General features: G+C 21.9%; 17 protein-coding genes. 1 reads left to right on the top strand and 16 read right to left on the bottom strand.

The window, feature by feature from the left end:
* Window positions 1-138: 138 nt before the first annotated feature.
* From ACLFO7_RS01910 to ACLFO7_RS01885, 6 genes are all read right to left on the bottom strand, one after another.
* Entirely contained in the window at window positions 139-570 is a 432-nt protein-coding gene (locus ACLFO7_RS01910) for a hypothetical protein (RefSeq protein ID WP_412032667.1), read from the bottom strand.
* 150 nt (window positions 571-720) lie between these two features.
* Window positions 721-2,853 carry a Z1 domain-containing protein gene (locus ACLFO7_RS01905; protein ID WP_412032666.1) on the bottom strand — a complete coding sequence of 711 codons (2,133 nt, stop codon included), beginning with the start codon at window positions 2,851-2,853 and terminating at the stop codon, window positions 721-723.
* Between the two features lie 2 nt (window positions 2,854-2,855).
* Window positions 2,856-4,451: an ATP-binding protein gene (locus ACLFO7_RS01900; RefSeq protein ID WP_412032665.1), complete on the bottom strand. Its 1,596-nt coding sequence runs from the start codon at window positions 4,449-4,451 to the stop codon at window positions 2,856-2,858.
* Complete coding sequence (locus ACLFO7_RS01895; protein ID WP_412032664.1) at window positions 4,451-5,764, bottom strand: protein NO VEIN domain-containing protein; 1,314 nt, start codon at window positions 5,762-5,764, stop codon at window positions 4,451-4,453. Before ACLFO7_RS01895 ends, ACLFO7_RS01900 begins: the two co-directional genes overlap by 1 nt.
* A complete protein-coding gene (locus ACLFO7_RS01890; RefSeq protein WP_412032663.1) occupies window positions 5,742-7,073 on the bottom strand; it encodes a DNA cytosine methyltransferase in 1,332 nt (443 codons plus the stop codon). The genes ACLFO7_RS01895 and ACLFO7_RS01890 overlap by 23 nt, the downstream gene beginning before the upstream one ends.
* 182 nt (window positions 7,074-7,255) lie before the next feature.
* Window positions 7,256-8,464, bottom strand: coding sequence for an HNH endonuclease (locus ACLFO7_RS01885; RefSeq protein ID WP_412032662.1), 1,209 nt, complete (start codon window positions 8,462-8,464; stop codon window positions 7,256-7,258).
* Between the two features lie 205 nt (window positions 8,465-8,669).
* Here ACLFO7_RS01885 and ACLFO7_RS01880 point away from each other — a divergent pair, with 205 nt between their 5' ends.
* Complete coding sequence (locus ACLFO7_RS01880; protein WP_412032661.1) at window positions 8,670-10,016, top strand: ATP-binding protein; 1,347 nt, start codon at window positions 8,670-8,672, stop codon at window positions 10,014-10,016.
* Window positions 10,017-10,169: 153 nt separating this feature from the next.
* On the opposite strand, the gene ACLFO7_RS01875 is transcribed toward ACLFO7_RS01880, so the two are convergent.
* The 10 genes from ACLFO7_RS01875 to ACLFO7_RS01830 form a co-directional block, all read right to left on the bottom strand.
* A complete protein-coding gene (locus tag ACLFO7_RS01875) occupies window positions 10,170-12,101 on the bottom strand; it encodes a hypothetical protein (protein WP_412032660.1) in 1,932 nt (643 codons plus the stop codon).
* A 109-nt stretch (window positions 12,102-12,210) separates the two neighbouring features.
* Window positions 12,211-12,759, bottom strand: coding sequence for a phosphoribosyltransferase (locus tag ACLFO7_RS01870; RefSeq protein WP_412032659.1), 549 nt, complete (start codon window positions 12,757-12,759; stop codon window positions 12,211-12,213).
* Entirely contained in the window at window positions 12,749-14,056 is a 1,308-nt protein-coding gene (gene purB / locus ACLFO7_RS01865; RefSeq protein WP_412032658.1) for an adenylosuccinate lyase, read from the bottom strand. Before purB ends, ACLFO7_RS01870 begins: the two co-directional genes overlap by 11 nt.
* Window positions 14,057-14,058: 2 nt before the next feature.
* The gene (locus tag ACLFO7_RS01860; RefSeq protein WP_412032657.1) at window positions 14,059-15,336 is read right to left on the bottom strand and encodes an adenylosuccinate synthase; all 1,278 of its coding nucleotides are present in this window, start codon (window positions 15,334-15,336) and stop codon (window positions 14,059-14,061) included.
* A gap of 19 nt (window positions 15,337-15,355) precedes the next feature.
* Window positions 15,356-16,918, bottom strand: a complete 1,563-nt coding sequence (locus tag ACLFO7_RS01855; RefSeq protein ID WP_412032656.1) for an ABC-F family ATP-binding cassette domain-containing protein — start codon at window positions 16,916-16,918, stop codon at window positions 15,356-15,358.
* Between the two features lie 195 nt (window positions 16,919-17,113).
* Window positions 17,114-17,626 (bottom strand): hypothetical protein, encoded by a 513-nt coding sequence (locus ACLFO7_RS01850; RefSeq protein WP_412032655.1) that lies wholly within the window; start codon window positions 17,624-17,626, stop codon window positions 17,114-17,116.
* 201 nt (window positions 17,627-17,827) lie between these two features.
* On the bottom strand, window positions 17,828-18,043 hold the full coding sequence (locus ACLFO7_RS01845) for a hypothetical protein (RefSeq protein WP_412032654.1): 216 nt from the start codon (window positions 18,041-18,043) through the stop codon (window positions 17,828-17,830).
* A gap of 51 nt (window positions 18,044-18,094) precedes the next feature.
* The gene (locus ACLFO7_RS01840; RefSeq protein WP_412032653.1) at window positions 18,095-18,343 is read right to left on the bottom strand and encodes a hypothetical protein; all 249 of its coding nucleotides are present in this window, start codon (window positions 18,341-18,343) and stop codon (window positions 18,095-18,097) included.
* Window positions 18,344-18,472: 129 nt separating this feature from the next.
* Window positions 18,473-18,994, bottom strand: a complete 522-nt coding sequence (locus ACLFO7_RS01835; RefSeq protein WP_412032652.1) for a hypothetical protein — start codon at window positions 18,992-18,994, stop codon at window positions 18,473-18,475.
* Window positions 18,995-19,269: 275 nt separating this feature from the next.
* Window positions 19,270-20,226: a hypothetical protein gene (locus ACLFO7_RS01830; protein WP_412032651.1), complete on the bottom strand. Its 957-nt coding sequence runs from the start codon at window positions 20,224-20,226 to the stop codon at window positions 19,270-19,272.
* Between the last annotated feature and the right edge of the window lie 94 nt (window positions 20,227-20,320).

Raw genomic sequence — 20,320 nt, 5'->3', positions numbered from 1 at the left:
TATAAATGCAATCATGGAATAATTGCACTTATTGAATGAAATGTTTATCAAAATATTGGTTATAATTTATAACAATTTTAAAATTATAAAATAAATATACTATTATATAGTGTTTTCAATATCTAAACAAAAAATAAATTAACAAGTCTTAATATAATTAATAGAATTGTTATATGCAGCCTCTATCATTTCATTAACTTCTTTTTTATTAAAAGTTTTATTTTTTAGTTTTTCTAGTAATAAAACATATGTATCAAAATTTAATTCGTTTTTGACATTATTTAACTTTAGAGCTCTTTTTTCAAATATATAAATATTATTTAAATCAACTTGAGAATGAAACTTTAAACCATCATCAATATCTAATTCAATAATATCTGGTTCACATTTAATTTTATCAATATAATGCTTAGAAAAAAAATATGAATATTGATTCATATCACAATCATACTGAACACTAGAACATTGCAATCCAATTGTTTTTGATTTACTTTCTCAAAGTATAATAAATGGATGTCATAAATTATTTTCATGTTCAACAATTATTATTTTTCCTAAAAATTTCTTCATATTTTCTAAATATAAATAGAATTATTTTGCATGATTTGCAACTATTTAATATGGAATAATTATATGTCTAATATCTAAAACATTTTAAAAAATAATTATTAAATTTAAATCAATTTATTACAATATCAATTTATTAAAAATAAATATTGTTTAATAATTTTCATCAATGGTATTGAAACTACTTATAGATAAATCATCGGGTAATATTAAAGCTGGCACATATATTCATTCTTCATCTTTTAATATATTTTGTTTTTCATATTCAGGCTTTACTTTATGTATTTGTAAAAATACAACATCTCTATATTCATCTATATTATTTCAATAACCATCTCCAATATAATTCTCATTCTTACCTTGGAAAACTTGGTCAATATAGTAAACATTTTTTTCTATATTTGAAACTCTACAACTTCTTATTCTACTTTTTTTACCATCATCTATATCCAATACAGAAATATTAATTCTGTATTTTTTTTCAATTATTTTATCAATCAATAATTTTGTCATTCTATCATCAATTCCTAATAATCTTATAAATTCTTCCTTACTTATATAATTGAATAATTCATAAACATTATTCAATCATTTATTTTTAAAATTATATAAATTATGAACATTTAATTTATCATTCGATGACAAAACATTATTAACTAAGTTATCAAATAAATGTATATTTTTGCTAAGAAAATTAACATCATTCATAACAGTTCTTTGAGATAAACCAAGTCTTTTATAAGGTGCTTTATTAGTTAATTTTAATTTATTTCCAGATCTTTCTTCAACAAGCATGGGTATAGCAGTATCTATTAAATCAAAAGATAAAGATTTTTCATCAGCATTTTTTAATAAATCTCATAGTTGCCTATTATGAATAGCAATATTTTTAAAATCTTCTGCAATCTGTTTTGTTGTAAAGATTTTAATATACTCTAAAACTTTTGTTCTATATCCAAATCATCTAGCTCTTTGCAATAGTGTATCTATGCTAGTTTTTGATTTCGCTCTATTGGTAAAAAAGGTAACAATCAAGTTATCTAATGTTATACCACGTTCTAATTTTTTGCTTCCAACTAAAATTGAAGATAAGTTATCATTAATTTTATTAGATTTATTTTTTTGATTAATTTCACTACAAAAAGTACGAGAAATAATATATTTTAATTTTTCTATTAAATTCTCATCAATTTTGATATTTAAATCATATTTTTTTATCACATTTTGGAAGCGTTCTATTGAAGTTTCTTTATCAAAAGACGATGAATCATCTGAAAAGTTTTGTTTATATAAATTAATAAATTTTGTTATTTCTTTTTCATAAATCTCATGTTGAGACACTTTGATATTTGTATGAACAAGCATATTCATATGTGATTTTTTATTCATAATATTGTCTTGTACAAGATATGCTGCTACTATTAAAAAATATAAAATAGAATCCTTAAATATTTCTTCTCTTACTCAATCATTTTTTGTTGACATCAAATTGTCAGTATAAACAAATGTTTTTTCAAATTTTGTTGGTTCCATAAAATAATCTAAACCAACATAACCTTCTCCTGGATCAATACAAAAAACTCTTTTTGGGAATAATGCTTCCATTTTACTTGTAACTATATGAACTTGTGGCGTTGCTGTAACACTTATATATAATGAATTTGATACTTTAAGTAAACTTTTAATTGCTTTATATGTCCTACTATAATCATTTTTGGTATGAGTCATAGAACCTAAATCACCTTCATCATCAATGATAAGAACTTTTTTATTTTGAAAATATTCAACACTTAATAAATCTTTAATTTCATTAGTTTTACTTTTTAATAATGCAATAATGTTTATACAATCATTTTCAACATTTGTTTTTAACTCATGAGGTTCTAATTTTTCTTTTGATCAATCAAAAATTTTTAAATAATTTTTATTTTCATTGATATTAAATGCCTCTTTTAATCTTTCAAGTGTTTGATAATGAAGTTCATTTTCAAATGATGTCAAAATAACAACAATTTTATATTCATAATCCAATGAACTATTAATAACAGATAAAAAATTCATTGTTTTACCAGACTGAACATGTCCAACAATTAGTGCTTTCTTATCTTCTTTATTTTGCTTATCCATTTCCTGTATTATGTAATTACCCTTATTTAAAATTTTTTCTATATTTTTCTCATCAGGATTACCATTTTTAATTATTTTTTTATTAAGATATTCATTAAAACTTTCATGAACACTATCAACATGTTCTTGTCATATTTTATTTATATTGTATGTATTCATAATTATTTAACCTTTTTTGAAAACATTTCATTTAATAGATGTCTAATATGTTGTGACGAAGAACAAATAGGTGTGTGTTGAATTTCAGCATATACATAATATATGCAAAATTTAATCATTTGATTTTTAACATGATTAACATCATTATTAAATGGCGCAAAGAATGGTGTATTTAAATTTAAAGTTATTTTATACTCATAATCAGGATTATTTGATTTGTCTATTTCTAATCATTTTTTAACTTGTTCATTTTCTTTAACAACGTCTATTAACATTTTTACTTTATCACCAACATCATCTTCAAACTGAGCAACAAACATATCATTTGTTTGTGTTAAATTCATCTCAAATCCATTAATTGCTTCTGTTACATTAATGCTTTCTTGTAATTCTTGTGCAGTTTTTTTATTTATAATATCTTTTTTTTCAATCTTAGATTCAGGATTTATTTTTTGTCTTGCTAATACAAATAAATCTTTACCTTCAAATTTCATGTTTTTTATTTTTTCTAAAAGAAATTGTTCAAACTCTTCATCAAGTCCATTTCCTCAATCAAAATTATCTTTTTGTTGAGTTACAGGAAACTCATCTAAATTTAAAGTTCCATATATTCTTTGATATTCAAAAGAACCAGCATCTTTAAAAATGCTTCTTGGTTTATATTTGTTGTTATCTTCATCACCTAAAATTGTTCTTCCTCTTCTAAGTAATACAAGTCCACCAATATCTCTACCACCTTTTTCTAACAATCCTATCCATCCATAGACTCTATATCTAAAATCATCAAACAACACATAATCATCTATGTAAATTTTATATTCTTTGCCAGTGTATTCATTTATTCTTATTTTTGGTTCTTGATATATTAATGTTTGTGCTTCATATTCTTTATTGATTTTTGCAAATTCTTTTGAATCATTTTCCATTCTTGTAGCATCATATAATTCTTTATTTTTAACTTTTATTATTCTTATTTCTACATTTTTTTCACTTATATCTTTTCTAAATTTAGAACTTAATATTTTTGTTATTTTTATTAATGTTTTATCAGTTATTTTTTTATATAAATCACTTATTTGAATCACTGTACCATAAAGAAAATTATAAAAATGTTTTTGAAAAATTTCTTTATCAAAATATTTAGGTTGTATATTATTATTTTTATAGTTTTGCAAATCATCTAAATTCATTTTTATATTAGTAGCACTATTTTCGCCTACAAATTTAGTATTAATAACAATTTTTTTACCATATCAAAAAGCAGCTGTTTTTAAACCCATTCCAAACTCATTTCTACTATTTTTCTTTTGAGCTGGAATATTTAATTTCAAAACTCTTTCTATATTGTTGTTTGGGATTCCAAAAGCATTATCTATAATCACTAATTTTTCATCACCTTTATCTGCATAATAAAAAATATAAATTTGCTTTCTAATATTTTCATTAAAAATATTATTATCTTCAAAACTTTGAGTAGAATTATCAATGAATTCTGATAATGCTGTTGAATGATTGTAAGGCAGTTTTGCAAAAATATTATATATTGATGTAGAAGGTGTTATATCTATTGTTTCTACAAAATCTTTTTTATTTTCCATTATTGATCTCCGTTATATATGTATTTTGTTTTTTGTTCAAAATCTATTTCCTCTAATTTTTTTTCATCAAAAAATTGAATATATTTTTTATCTATTGGTTCTTTAGATTCATTAAGTGATAATTTAAATAAAGAGACTATAAAATATCTATTACCTTTATCTATTGTTTCTTTTCTGAAATCATACTCATTATTACTTATTTCAAAATAAGGTCTTTCTCCACAAGTTCCTTTTACATCAATATAAATATTCTTATTGATTACAAAATCAAATGGTCTAAATTCCTCTTTTATTTGATTTATTCATTCAATAGATTCAATGCTTCTTATATTTAAATTTTCTTTTATAAAATTAATATCAGTATTAATTAATTCATAGAATTTTTTCTCTGCTAATATACCTATTTCTTTATTTGCATTTAATCTAGTTCGATTATAAGAATCAATTATTTTTTCATTTTCAGAATCTCTTATATATAAAGATGTATCCATACCAAGTAATTCCTCTAATTCTGTATTAGTCATAGAATAATTTTTATTAAATTCCTGTTCTTCTGTTCTACTTTCTATTTCCTCTTTTAAAATAGAATTATTTTCTAAATCATTTATACATTCTTTTTTATTCTCTATCTCAATATTTTCAATAACATTATTTGAAAAAGAATTTGTTTTTGTAATACCAATATTCGTATTTTGATTTAATTCAATAATCTTCTCTTCTCTCAATTCAATTAATCTTTTAGATGATTCAAATATTTTTTCTATACACTTAATGTGACTATTATCTAGTTTTCAAAATTTTGATTCTTTAAGATTAAATAAATTATTAATATCTGTTGAAAAAAACACCTTATATTTTTCATTATTTGTTTTATCCAATGCTATATCATAAATATCTTTATTACAATTTAAACAATAATATATATTATAAAAACGAAGTCAAACTGATTTACTTGTATTATTTTTGTTAGACACTGCTTTATTTGAAGAAAATAATATGTAGCAATTTTTATTTCCTGCAGGATAAACAGCAAAAACAAAAGTTTCTTCAGGATAACTCTTATTTGGAGGTATTTGTATTCTTTTGCTTAAATTAGTTACAACTCCAGATGCTTTAACTTGGTAATAACTCATTAATATTTTTTTGCCATTATTTAATGTTATTTGAAATAAATTATTGTCATGATCAAAATACTTACCATAAATATTTGGTATAGTATTTAATAACCTAAAATTGTCTAATTGCATTTGACTTTTCAATACTAATTCATTATTGATATATTCTAAATGTTTAAGCATTTCTTTTTCTTTCATAAATCTCCTTTATATATTTCAATAAAAATGTTTCTATAACCAACCTTGCAACATTAACATTTATAGAATTACCATATTGCTTATATGCTTGATGATCATTTTTATCAATAATGTGCTCTTCTGGAAAACTTTGCAATTTTGCATTTTCTTTAGGTGTTAAATATCTTCACCCTTTTTTATCATGTATTATAGGAACTTGAACAGTAGCTACAAGCGTTGGAAAACAAATCGGTTTTCTAAATCTAAATCCTGATTGTCTTAATTGCAAATATGTTTCTTCAAATTTTGTATCCATTCCAGCTTGTCATTCCAATTTTTTATTTCTTCTTAATTTGAAATCCAAAACTTTATGTTTCTTAGCTCATTTATCAATAAATGTTTTGTTTTCTTTATAAAATTTGTTCATAGCATTCATATAATTTTTATATCAGTCACTATTAATTGCTATTGATTTAGATTTATATTTTTTATTAATCATTTCATCTAATCAAATTACAGGTATTTTTTTCTTTTTTGAAATAAAGTATTTAACAAACTCCTCTCATGCTTTTAATGCTCTATATGTTTCGCTACAATTTTTTTTAGATTTTAGATAATATTTATTATCAACTTTATCATCAAAAATAATTTTTTTATCCCACTTAATTTTTTCAAAAGTATTATTAATTTGCTTTGGTTCACCTAAATCATTCACATTTTTTGCTATATCTTTTTTAACAAAAGGAATAAAAACACGTTCTCTTGATTGGTACAAATTAAAATTTATAGGATTTAATATCAAGGGATCTTTTAATACATCCTTTGTTGTTATATATTCTAGTTTTTTAAATTCATCAATTATAATTTTGAATGTTCTTCCATTATCATGTTTAACAATATGTTTTACATTTTCTAATAGAATAATTTTAGGTTTATATTGTTTAACAAAACCTATAACTTTAAATATTAATTTACCTCTATTTTCATCTTGGAACCCTTTTCTCATTCCAGCATTTGAAAATGATTGGCATGGAAAACCACAAAAAACAATATCTACATTTTCTTTTACATTTTCATCTTTTGATAAATGATCATTAATTTTATTTACATCAATTATGTCATTCTCATAATTAAAATTATTTCTATAAACATGTATAGCACTTGTATCTATTTCAGAAACTAATGAACAGTTATACTCTATATTAGTATCTTTTATAGTATTTTTAAAGGCATAATGAAAACCGCCTATTCCTGCAAATAAGTCAATTATGTTAATTTTGTTGTCAGAAAAAGTAGATAAAACTGTTGTTTTATCTACTTCCCCAATCAATTGAGGTTATTTTGTTAATTAATTTTATAGTTTTATAAAATTTTTATCATTTTTATAGTAATAAAACATATTTTTAAGAAAAAACATAAAAAATACAATTTTTTGATAATATAAAATGGATATGGTTGGTAGTAAAAAGAAGTTAAATCAAATAGAAAAAGTAGATAAAACAACAGTTTTATCTACTTTTTATTATCTATAAATTGTTTTTTATAATGGTATCTCATATATGAACGCATTTTTTCAGTCATTATTAAAACAAAATTTTTATCTATATGTTTTTGTATTTTAAATAAATCACCACTATCTTTTAATTCTTTAGAAAAAATTATTTTTCCTTCTTCATCAAATGACATTAATCCTTTATCAAATAATTTATCAGCTAAAGCACTTAATAATAATCCATTTTCTACATCAGATGCTTCATCTCTGTTACACTTACTATAAGGCTTTATATGACTTGCTATTAATAAATCATTATTTTTTATTCTTGTAAGTACACAACCATCTTTATATTTATTCATCAATTCTTTTCTCCATTTACCTTGCTGTCATCTAACTTTAACTAAAGCTTTTTTTGTTTCTATCTCATCATCTGGTATTTCATCATTAATAATTGATTCAAAATTTTTAATATTATTAAACTCGCTATATTTTAAAATATCATTTTTCTCAATGTCAGTTAATTTTTCATATCTCACCAATTCAAAATATAATATTGGCAATTTAGTTTTTTCACCTTTTTCAATTACTTCTTTTTTTGTAATATATTTGCCAAGATATTTATATTTATTTACATCTATTGCCTCAAATGCAAATATAAAACCACTATTACCATCTTTTGACATATCACCAATTTTATTTCTCAATTCATTATTTGCTGTTGAATTATATATTGATGAACTACTATGCCCATTAGATTGGGCATAATATTTAATATTAAAATTCTTATCAATAATATTTTTAACTTCCTCTTTAATACTATTAACCATATATTCATAATTGTCTTTTGTATTAACAGTAATAAATACATTATTTAATTCTTTATCAAACAAAATTCCAGTTTGTTGGTTTCAGAAATTTGAAACAGCTGAAATTTCTTTTTTTGTGTAGTAAGCTCCTGGAACTAAATTATCAACTTTTGTAGAATTATCAAGTAATAAATCTTTGTTTTTGGATGCATAATCATAAATTATTTTGTATATATCTTTTATTGAATTTTTACTATCATCTCTTTTAGCATTTTCAATAAATTTATATTTATCTCCACTTTTTTTCAAATTTTTTAAATCTTTAAACACTTTGTTAATTTTTTCATTATTAGAATCATATATGTTTTCTTTTATAAAAACATCTTTAATACAGTCATCAAAATTAGTAACTCAATTCATAGAGAAATACCTTTAAAATTCTTCTGAATTATTATCGCAGATTATAAAAATTATTATCAAAATATTTATTGAACTTAATTATTTCACATCACTTGATATATAATAATGTGTTAGTTTTACACATTGTTATATATAATTATGTGTTGTTTTTACACATTTTTATATAGAATAATAATTAATAAAAGCATAAAATAGGTTTTGATATATGCAAAGAGTACTGATTAATAAACTAATAGAATGAAAAAATAACAACAATTTTAAGCCACTTATATTAGAAGGTGCTAGACAAGTTGGTAAAACTTGGTTAATATTAGAGTTTTCTAAAAAACATTTTGATGATTACATATACATAAATTTTGAAAGCGATTCATTGGTCAAATCAATATTTAATGATGATTTAAAAATAGATAAAATAATAGAACAACTTTCAATACATTACAATAAAGAAATTGATCCAAATAAAACAATTATAATCCTTGATGAAATTCAAGAATGTTCAAGAGCTTTAACATCATTAAAATACTTTTGTGAACATAATATTAAATATAGACTTATAGCATCAGGTTCATTATTAAGAATTGCATCAAATAAAGGTAGTTCATTTCCAGTTGGCAAAATAGAATTATTGCATTTATATCCTATGACTTTTAGTGAATTTTTATTAGCTAATAATGAGGAAAAATTATTAAATTACTTAAACACTATAAATTCCATAGAAAAAATACCAGAGTTATCTTTCAATAAATTGAAATCTTATTTAGAAATATATTATATTACAGGTGGAATGCCTGAATCTATAAAAACTTATTTAGAAACAAAAGATTTAGAAAAAGTACAAAAAGTTTTATCTACATTAATATTATTTTATAAACGTGATTTTATTAAATATTTGGATGGTAAAGATATAAATAGAATAAACACTGTTTTTGAATCGCTACCTACACAACTATCAAAAAAAAATAAAAAATTCTCTTTTAAAGTAATGAAAGAAAATGCTAGAGCTAGAGAATATATTGATTCAATACAATGATTAACAGATATTCATTTAATATATAAAATATATAAAAATAACGCAGCAGGATTGCCTATCAAAAATTATCAAGATAATAATTCTTTCAAATTATATATGTGTGATATTGGATTATTAAATAATATGTTTAATGTATCTATAGATACATTAAGTAAAGAAAATAATGAAAAAATAGCTTACTTTAAAGGCAGTATTACAGATAATTTCATACTACAATCATTAATTAATTTATTTGATCAAAAACCATATTATTGATCAATTCTAAATCCATCTCATGAAGTTGATTTTTTAATAGAATATAAAAATAACATTATTCCTATTGAAGTGAAATCCAATGAAAATATTAAAAGTAAAAGTTTAAATGTTTATAAAGAAAAATATAAAACTACAACTATTCTTAGAATAAGATTTTCTATGCAAAATATATGTCTTGATGGAGATGTTTTAAACATACCAATATTTTTAGTTGATAAAACAAATATATTAATAGATTTAGCATTAAATCTTTTAAAAAGCAATTAGTTTTTTTATAAAAGCACTATCACCAATTTTTATGATAAGATTACAAATTTCTAAATCATTATTTTATTTACACATATTGTTAACATTAAATAAAAAATTCACAACCTTATAGTTGTGAATTTAAATATTTATTAAAATTTAATGAAATATATTTTATTTATTTGTTGCTTTATTTCTGTTGTGTTTTTTAACTAAACATACAGAAACTGTAATAAATAAAGATAATGCAAAAATAGAAATTAAAGCAATAGTAGCAAAATATTGTGGTGTATAAGCCACTTTAAGTATAAAGCTATGGCTACCAAATTCATTAATATAATCATAAGATGAAAGCACTTTATTTCTATAATCTGGGAAAATTTGTAACTCATAAAATGGAGCATAAATTTTTTCAATTTTTTTATAATTTATCTGATATTGGTCAAATGGATTCACAAAATATCCTGTAGTTCTTTCTACAATATCAAATGTCATTGGAATAGGTCAATCATTTAATCCAACAGTTTTATTTATCTTTTCAAGATTCATTCCATAAGTTGTTGATAAATAAAAAGCTGTTGTTTGAATAGTTGTAGTTGTATATTGAATACCAACTAATTTAGTAAATGGTGTTTTGTCATTATTTGATGTTTCACTAAAGAAAGGAGAATAAACATTTGTTGGATTATTTAAGGTTTGCATTTTATGATCTCAAGATAAAAACAATTCTCAAGGAAAAGGGTTCATACAAATTGGATCAATTAAATCCTTAAATAAATATTGATTTAAATTTTCTTGATACTCATGACTAAATGATGGATGATGTTTTACAAAATAGTTGTATTCACTAACTGGAAACTTTTGAATATAAGCTTCAACAATACTATTTATTTCTTCTTGTTTTTCTGGATATCTATAAATTTCATTTCCATTAGAATCTGGTCTAATTAAAGAATCTCCCATTCAGACAATATTTTTCTTTTTAGGGTCATAGTTTTCAATATTTTTTCAAACAAAATCACTAATAGAAGTATTATTTTGAATATTAAAAAATGATTCAAAATCATATACATATTTTTCTTTTTTTATATTATCATTTGCAAAAAATTTATTAGACATTGAAACATAATCATAGTCTATTGAATGTGCAGTGTAAAATATTTTATCTTTTGGATATTTATAATATGGAGAACTTGTATAACTTTTTGTATGAAAAATTGTAAACATTTTACTATAGTGTAAATAATCATATAAATCATATTGTTTAAAAGTACTATACATTTGATCATTAGCATCATTTTGAAATGATGATACCATTTGATCTAAATCAGTTTCAGATAATTGAACATAATTTTTTTTGTTTAATCTATCAACCATATTTGTTGCTAAATTTAAAGTTTGTCAATTCCCATCAGAAATTATATTAAATTTATTAACATGTTTAAAAAATCTATAGAAGCTAGTTGGAGAATTTTGTGATATACTAGAGTTCCACACATCTTTTAATGAAATATCTGGAATCCATACATCAAATTTAACATCTTGACCATATTTATCAATATAGTAATTTAAAAAATTTCCTATTTGATAATCACTAGGCATAACTCGATAATTATCACTTGTATTATTGCTTTCATTTGATGGTGTTTTACCTAATCTTGATCATAAACTAAAATTAAAATTACTAGAACCATTTAAATTAGGTCCATATGTTAAATTATAATAATCAAAATTATACTTTTTAGAATCATATAAGTCATAATCTACAAATCATACAATTTCATCAGAACCAGTTCTTTGATCTTTGCTTTGTAACATATAATTTGTTGCAATTAATGCTTGTTGAAAAGCAATTGTAGCATTACGTGTAAAAAATACTTTTACATTTGTGTTTCCAGATGATTCTTCTATTGTTTTTTGTCATACACTAGTTTCTTGAGTAGCATTTGTATTAGTGTTATTATCAACAGATGATGACTTTGCATTTGTATTTGTTATTGAATTGCAATTAAAATTTGGAACAGCAATTGAAGTTACAAATGAAATTGCAAAAAACATATTAAAAGAAAAATAGATAGAAAATCTATTTTTGTTAATACCCTTCATAATTTATAAACCCCTTTATAAATTTATAATTATTACTTTAACAACTATATTTTTTCTATTCTATTGATGTTAAAGAAAATTAATAAACAATTAATTAATTTTCATTATACTATTGAAATTCCTTTTTAACTATACCTAAGTGTTTAAAATTTCTATATTTTGCTTTGCTATCAACTCCAAAACCAGCAATTCATTGATTTGGCACTAAAAAACCAAATCAGTCAATATCAACTTCAACATCTCTTGGATTAATTTCTTTTTTAAATAAAATACATATTTTTACTGATTTTGCTCCATTTTTAATAAAAAAATTTTTTAATATATTTAATGTATTACCTGTATCAATTAAATCTTCAATTATTAATATATCTTTATTTCTAATCAAATTTAAATCAAAATCAATTTTTACATCATTAATCTTACTTCTATCAATTGAAGTATTGTTATTATATAAAGAAACTCTAGTTGATTTTAAAGTCATATCGATATTAAGATGAGGTATTAATTGACCAGCAAAAACTATTGATCCATCTAAAATAGGCACCATTAAAATATTGTTAGTATTTTTATAATATTCATTTATATCATGTGCTAATTCAATTATTCGTTTATTTATTTGATCATTAGTAACTAAAATTTTTTCAAAATTATTTTCCATTTTCAAACACTCTTTTATAAATTTCATTAATATATTTTGTATGATATTCTTTACTAAAAATATTCTTGATTTCAAATTCATCTAAATAATTTCTAATTTCAGAATTTAATAACATTTTTTCAAAATCTATTTTATTGTTATAAGAATCAAAAGCTATTTTTTGTACTAGCTCATAAATTTTTTGACGTGAATCAAAATTATTTTTTTCAATAAGTTTTAATAATAATGTTTGACTAAAACATGTTCTGTAAGTTAAATTAATATTCTTCAACATATTATTTTTATTAACAATTATATTTGATAAAACATTTTCAAATTTATTTAAAATATTAACAATAATTGTAATAGCATCTAAAAAAATTACTCTTTCATTTGATGAATGAGAAATATCTCTTTCATTTCATAAGTTAACATTTTCATTAATGGTTAAGCTATATCCTGATAATAATCTTGATAAACCACAAATATTTTCAAGAGTAATAGGGTTTTTCTTATGTGGCATTGCAGAAGAACCTTTTTGATTTTTATAAAAAAACTCATTCACTTCATTAATTTCTGTTCTTGAATAATGTCTTAATTCTGTTGCAAATTTATTGATAGATAATCCTATTATATTTAAAACACTAAAATAATTTGCATGAATATCTCTTTGAATAATTTGTGTAGAAATATTTGCAGAATTAATTTTTAATTTTTTACAAACATATTCTTGAAGTTTAATTCCTGTATTTGCAAATGTACCAACAGCACCACTAATTTTTCCAACTTGAATTTCATTTGCAGCATTTATAAATCTTTTTTTATGTCTATTTAATTCATCATATCATAATGCCATTTTTAAACCAAAAGTTGTTACTTCTGCATGTATTCCATGAGTTCTTCCCATTTGATAAGTCATTTTATATTTATAAGCCAATTTTTTAATTGTCTTTAACAAACTATTAATTGAGTTAAGAATTATTTTATTTGCCTCTTTAAAAGCTAAAGCATTAGCAGTATCTACAACATCTGTTGATGTTAAACCAAAATGAATTCATTTTTTTATATCACTATCAACACATAGATTTAAAGATTCAATAAAAGCTATAACATCATGCTTTGTAATTTGCTCCAATTCATTAATTTTATCTTCATTTATTTTTAAATTATTTTTTAAAAATAAAAAATCTGATTCTGATATTTTATTAATTTTAGAATAATATTCTAAAACTAAAAGTTCTATTTTTAATCAATTTTCTAATTTAGATTTATTGCTAAATATTTCTGAAATCTCTTTTATCTCATATCTTTGAATCATTATTATTTACCAACTTTAATTGTTTGATTTCTATCTGGTCCAACTGAAATATATGAAATTTTTGTTGCTAATAATTTTTGAATTAATAACAAATATTTTTTACAATTTTCAGGTAAAGAATGTACATCTTTACAATCTGAAATATCTTCTTTTCAACCATCAATTGTTATATAAATTGGATCACATTTGCTATATTCATTATTACTTGGAGGGATATAGTTTATTTCCTTTCCTTCATACATATAGCCAACACATAACTTAATTTTATCTATTCCACTTAATACATCAATTAATGTAATAGCAAGTTCATTAATTCCAGAAACATTAATAGCATATTTTAAAGCAACAATATCAATTCATCCAATTCTTCTAGGTCTTTTTGTAACAGTGCCATATTCATTACCACGTTCTCTAATATAAGTACTTAATTCATTATGAATTTCACTTACAAAAGGACCAGATCCAACTCTTGATGTGTATGCTTTTACTATGCCTAATAAATTATTTATTTTAGTTATTCCAATTCCTGATCCACCAGCTATTGCACTAGTAACATTTGATGAAGTCACAAATGGATAAGTACCATGATCTATATCTAGCAATACACCTTGAGCACCTTCAAGTAAAATCTTTTTACCATTGTTTATAGCATTATTTAAAAATACACTACAGTCAATAACTTTATCTTTAATTTTTTGACCCAATAAATAATATTGATTTGCAACTTTTTCAGCATCAAAAATTGGTTTATTGTATTTTGCAAATAATTGATTTTTTTCAGATAAAATTAAATTCACTTTTTCTTTTAAACTATCCAAATCAAATAAATCAGCAACTCTAATTCCAATTCTTGCAGCTTTATCTGTATAACATGGACCAATTCCTCTACACGTTGTACCTATTTTATTTGATCCCTTATTTTCTTCATTTAATTTATCTAATTCAATGTGAAAATCAAATATTATATGTGCCTTATTTGAAATATATAAATTTGATGTTGAGATATTATTTTCAATTAAATAATCTATTTCACTAAATAATGTAGTTAAATTTATAACAACACCATTTCCTATAACTATATCTTTATTGTTGGCAAAAATACCTGAAGGGATTAATCTTAATTTATGTTTTTTCCCATCTATCACTATTGTATGACCAGCATTGTCTCCACCCTGATATCTTACAATTACATCATAATCTTCAGATAGCAAATCAATAAATTTTCCTTTTCCTTCATCTCCATATTGAGAACCAATAATTCCTAAAATATTCTTTTTCATAAAACTTCCTATATCATATTTATTTTTTTATTAATGATCATTCTGATGCATCAAACACTTTTGTTGCAAGACCTTTATAAAATTCAGGTTCATGACAAACAAATATTAAAGTACCATTATAATCTATTAAAGCTTTTTTTAAATTATTTTTAGATTCTTTATCTAAATGATTTGTTGGTTCATCTAAAACCAAGACATTTGATGGATTATTAATTAAAATTGATAATCTCAATTTTGCTTGCTCTCCACCACTTAAATTTTTAACTTTTGATTCAATATGTTCTCTTGATAAACCAACTTTTGCAAGTTCTTTACGAATATATTGTTGAGTTCTTAATTCAAATGGAAAATTGTTTCAAGCATACTCAAAACAAGTATAAGTATCATCATATTTATCTTCTTGTTTAAAATAACCAAAGTTAACATAATCTCCTAAAACTATAGTTCCATCTAATGGTTTAATTTCACTAATCAATGTTTTAAGTAATGTTGTTTTACCAATACCATTAGCACCAATAATAACTATTTTCTCATTTCTTAATTGCTGAAAATTTATTTTATTTGATAATGGTTGGTTATAACCAGTTATTACATCATTTACATTCAAAACAATTTTAGATGGTGCTTTTGATTCAGTGAAATTAAAATTTGCTGGTTTATTTGTTGGAGGTAATTCAATTCTTTCAATTTTATCAAGCATTTTTTGTCTTGATTTTGCTCTACCTGTAGTTGAAGCTCTAGCTTTATTTTTAGCAATAAAAGTTTCCATTTTTTGAATAACATCTTGTTGTCTATTATATGCATTAATAGTTTTTTGATGTTCTAATTCATATACTTTTATAAAGTTATCATAATTTCCTTTATACCTTACCATCTTATAACTTTCAAAGTGATAAACAACATTTATTAAACTATTAATAAAAGGAACATCATGAGAAATTATTACAAAAGCATTTTCATAATTTATTAAATAATTTCTTAATCATTCAATGTGCTTTTCATCTAAAAAGTTTGTAGGTTCATCAAGTAACAATACATCTGGAGCTTCTAATAATAATTTACATAAAAGTATTTTTGTTCTTTGTCCTCCAGATAACTTTGAAACATCAGTATCATACCCAAAACTATCAACACCTAATCCACTTGAAACTTGTTTAATTTTTTCTTCAATTTCATAATAACCATTATATGAAAGAGTATTTTGAATATCGCCAGCTTTTGTCATTAATTTTTCTTGTTCACTATCATCTGCTGTTGTCATTTGTTCATACAAATCAATCATTTCTTGTTCTAATTCAATCATTCAATTAAAAGCACTTTTTAGTGTTTCAAAAACAGTTTTTCCTTCTTCTAATTTTGTATGTTGATCCATATATCCAATTCTTACTTTAGGGTGTCTATAAATATCAATTTCATCAGGAGAAAATTCATTTGCTAATATTTTCATAAAAGTTGATTTTCCTCTACCATTTTGACCAATTAAACCAATATGTTCACCTTTAGTTAATTTAAATTCAGCATTTTTAAATATCTCTTTTTCTCCAAAAGAGTGAGATAAATTTTTAACAGTAATTATTGACATAGCATTATATCTCCAAAGACAGTATTATAGTCCAAAACACTATTATAAAACATATAAAGAATTTTAATGAAATATTAATAATAAATATTTGTATTTAAATAAAAAAATGCAATTCAAATATATGAATTACATCTTTTAGTTTAAGTATAAATTATTTTAAAATTACTATTTATAATAGGAAATAACATTTAATTATTATCTAGCTCAAGCAAAAACATAATTTATAACAGAATCTGGTTGTTCTTCTGTAAAACGTATACCAATACCACTAGTACCACTAGAAGCAGAAACTATTATAGCTTGAACCATTTTATTTAAATAAGAATAATTAAAATCATTTGAATCAAATATAATATCTGTATTATTCAAATCTAATAATGAAGATTGTTTTGTTCACAATCTAAACAAATCAAAATTTGAAAAATTTTTTACAACATTACTTCCATAATTAGGATATCCTTCTGGTTTATAACCAAATAAATTTAATATTTTTTCATTTGTTGCAGATTCATATCCACCAGGCATTGTGCCCCCAAATGAATAAGTTTTGTTATTTTTTGTTCCTGAATATGAATATTTATTTTTAATAACTAAAAATGATTGATGTGAATTTTGATTTGAACTAGAACAACTTACTAAAGTTATAGTTGTTATTCCTATGCTAGTAATTAAAAAAGAATTTAAAAATATTTTTTTAGTTAGTTTCACTTTTTTTCCTCTCTTTTTTTAAATTACCAAACTCATAATATCAAAAAAAAAAAAAAAAAAGACAAGTCCTATTCTGTAAATTTTTTATTTATTCTTATAAATTTAATAAAAAAATCTACTTTTACTTTTGTAAAAATAGATAGATGTTTTAATTATTTATAGTTTTCTAATTAATTAAATTTTAGTTGCTCTATAAAATAATTAATTTTGTTTTTGCAATAATCACTGAAAAGTATACAAATATACAATTACTCCATTTGATTTTTCTGTAAAAAGTATTGTAACACTTCTATCATCTATAACAAATTTTGCACTACTTATTGTATTTAAATAATCATAATTAAGATCACTTGAGTTTAAATTTACAGAAACTGTTGTGTTATTTGGATCACTATTTGTTAATTCAGATGTTGCCACTCAAGTTCCAAATAGGGCAAAGTTTGTAAAATTTTTATCTGTAATTCCTTCTTAATATCCAAATTCAATTTTTATTTCATCAACTGTTTTATTTGCATATTGACTTGGATAATTTCATGATAAAAAATTATATGATTTAACATCATTTACATTATTAAAATAATATTTTTCTTTGTTATTTAGTAAAGTTCCACTTGAAGAAGTTTTGTTACTAGAAGAACAATTTGTTAAAATTACTGTTGATAAAATTCCAATACTTGCAATTCCAAGACAATTTAAAAATAATTTATTAATTTTCATTTTTTCTCCTAATTATTTTTTTAAATTAACTATAAAAAACCTATTTTATTCACAATAAAAATATATTAGTTTGAATTTATTGTTTTAAATTAATTGATTTGATTTTACATCCTATATAGAATCATTCCCTTATTGAGAAATGCCCTTCATTCAAACAAACCCATAAAGAATATAACCATTACTATCACTTGCTTGTTCTTGAAAAGCTATCATAACCATAGTCTCAGCAACAGTAAGACTTGCATAAGATACTTGAGGTAAGTAACTATAATTAAAATCATTAGCATCAAAATTAACAATTACTGGGTTATTATCTTTTACACCCATATTTGTTAATTGAGTTGATCTTATTCATGTTTCAATCAAACTCAAATTTGTAAAATTTTTAGCTGGAGTACTTATTTCTTGATATCCAAATTCACTTTTTATTTCATCAGCTGTTTTATTTGCATATTGGTCTGGAAATTTTATTGATTGAAATGTATATACTTTATTCCCATTCATTTCTTGATAAGAGTATTTTTCTTTATTATTCAAAATAGTATTTTTTGAAGAAGCATCTTTATCAGAACAATTTGTTAAAATTATTGTTGATAAAGTTCCAATACTAGCAATTCCGATGCAACTTAAAAATAATTTATTAATTTTCATTTTTATTCTCCATACTAAATTTTTTTAAATTAACTATATTTGATATCAAAATATTAAAGAAAATTTATATTTGTCAAAACACTAATAAATTATTTTTATATAAATAAACAAAACTATGATTATCAAATATTGCACTATTAAAATTTATATTTTATAAAATTGTATAACTTTTAATTTTTAATCAAACTTGATTTTAAATAATACCTATAACCAGCAAATGATTATAAATACTACTTATAGTATAACATTATGTAATTTTTACTTTATAAAATATTCTAACAATTTGTACTTTGATTATTTATATTTTGTAAAAAATTATTCTTGATAATTGTACTAACAACAAATCCTAATAAATGCACAACAAAAACATATATAATAGGCACAAATCAAACTACTATAGGAATTAGAGTTTTTATATTTTCTAAAGAAATAAAAAAATAATTATTAAAAATTGCTATTAAAAATAAAATAAATATTGATGTTGCAATAATAATTAGAATACAACTAATAAGATATCAAATTCAACCAATTATATTCAATTTCTTTTTGTTATTGTTATCCATAAAATTGTAAATTAAAGAAATATATCAAATTGGTGATGTAAATAAAAAAATGTTTTTTAAAGCCATTGATCCAATAAAACTGTTATCACATGAAATCGCTTTTAATTCATCTTTACTATTTTTTTTATAATCAAATGATTCACTATAAAACAAACTCCATTTAGAACTATTAAATAAATTATTTTTAATATTTGATAATATTTTTTTATTATCAATAAATAGTTCTTGATATTCTAATGTATCGATAATATTATGATTAAAGTCATTCTTTAGATAATTAATATAATGGTTTTTTATTTTCTTTTGATAACTCATCAAAATTATAGGTTGGTAAATAAAATTAAAAATTAAAACAATTGCTAATGGTATTGTATAACCTAAAAGTATACCTAGCACTCCTAAATTCAGTTCTTGATGAATTAAAGTTATTAATAGCATTGTATTAGAAATTGCAATAAATAAAAATAGTGATAGTACTCACACAACTGAAGAAACAATCATTAATTTTCTAAAATATTTAAAAATATATTCTCTATCTGAAAATGGTTTGAATCAAGCTTTAAAAATGTTTAAAAAAATAAAATTAAAATAGATAAGAGTTAGTTTTGCAAATAATGGAAATTTTATTTTTGTAAATTCATTTATTAAAAAGTAATCTTTTGCATTCATAACAAATATATCATAATATGGATTATCACTGATTTAATAAAAAATTCATAATGTAAAAAAGATTATGTTTAATTAATAGCACAATAAAAAATAT

The sequence above is a fragment of the Malacoplasma muris genome (genome assembly GCF_046774425.1).
Lineage (GTDB): Bacteria > Bacillota_I > Bacilli_A > Mycoplasmatales > Mycoplasmoidaceae > Malacoplasma > Malacoplasma muris.
This window is presented reverse-complemented; position numbering and strand designations above follow the sequence as displayed.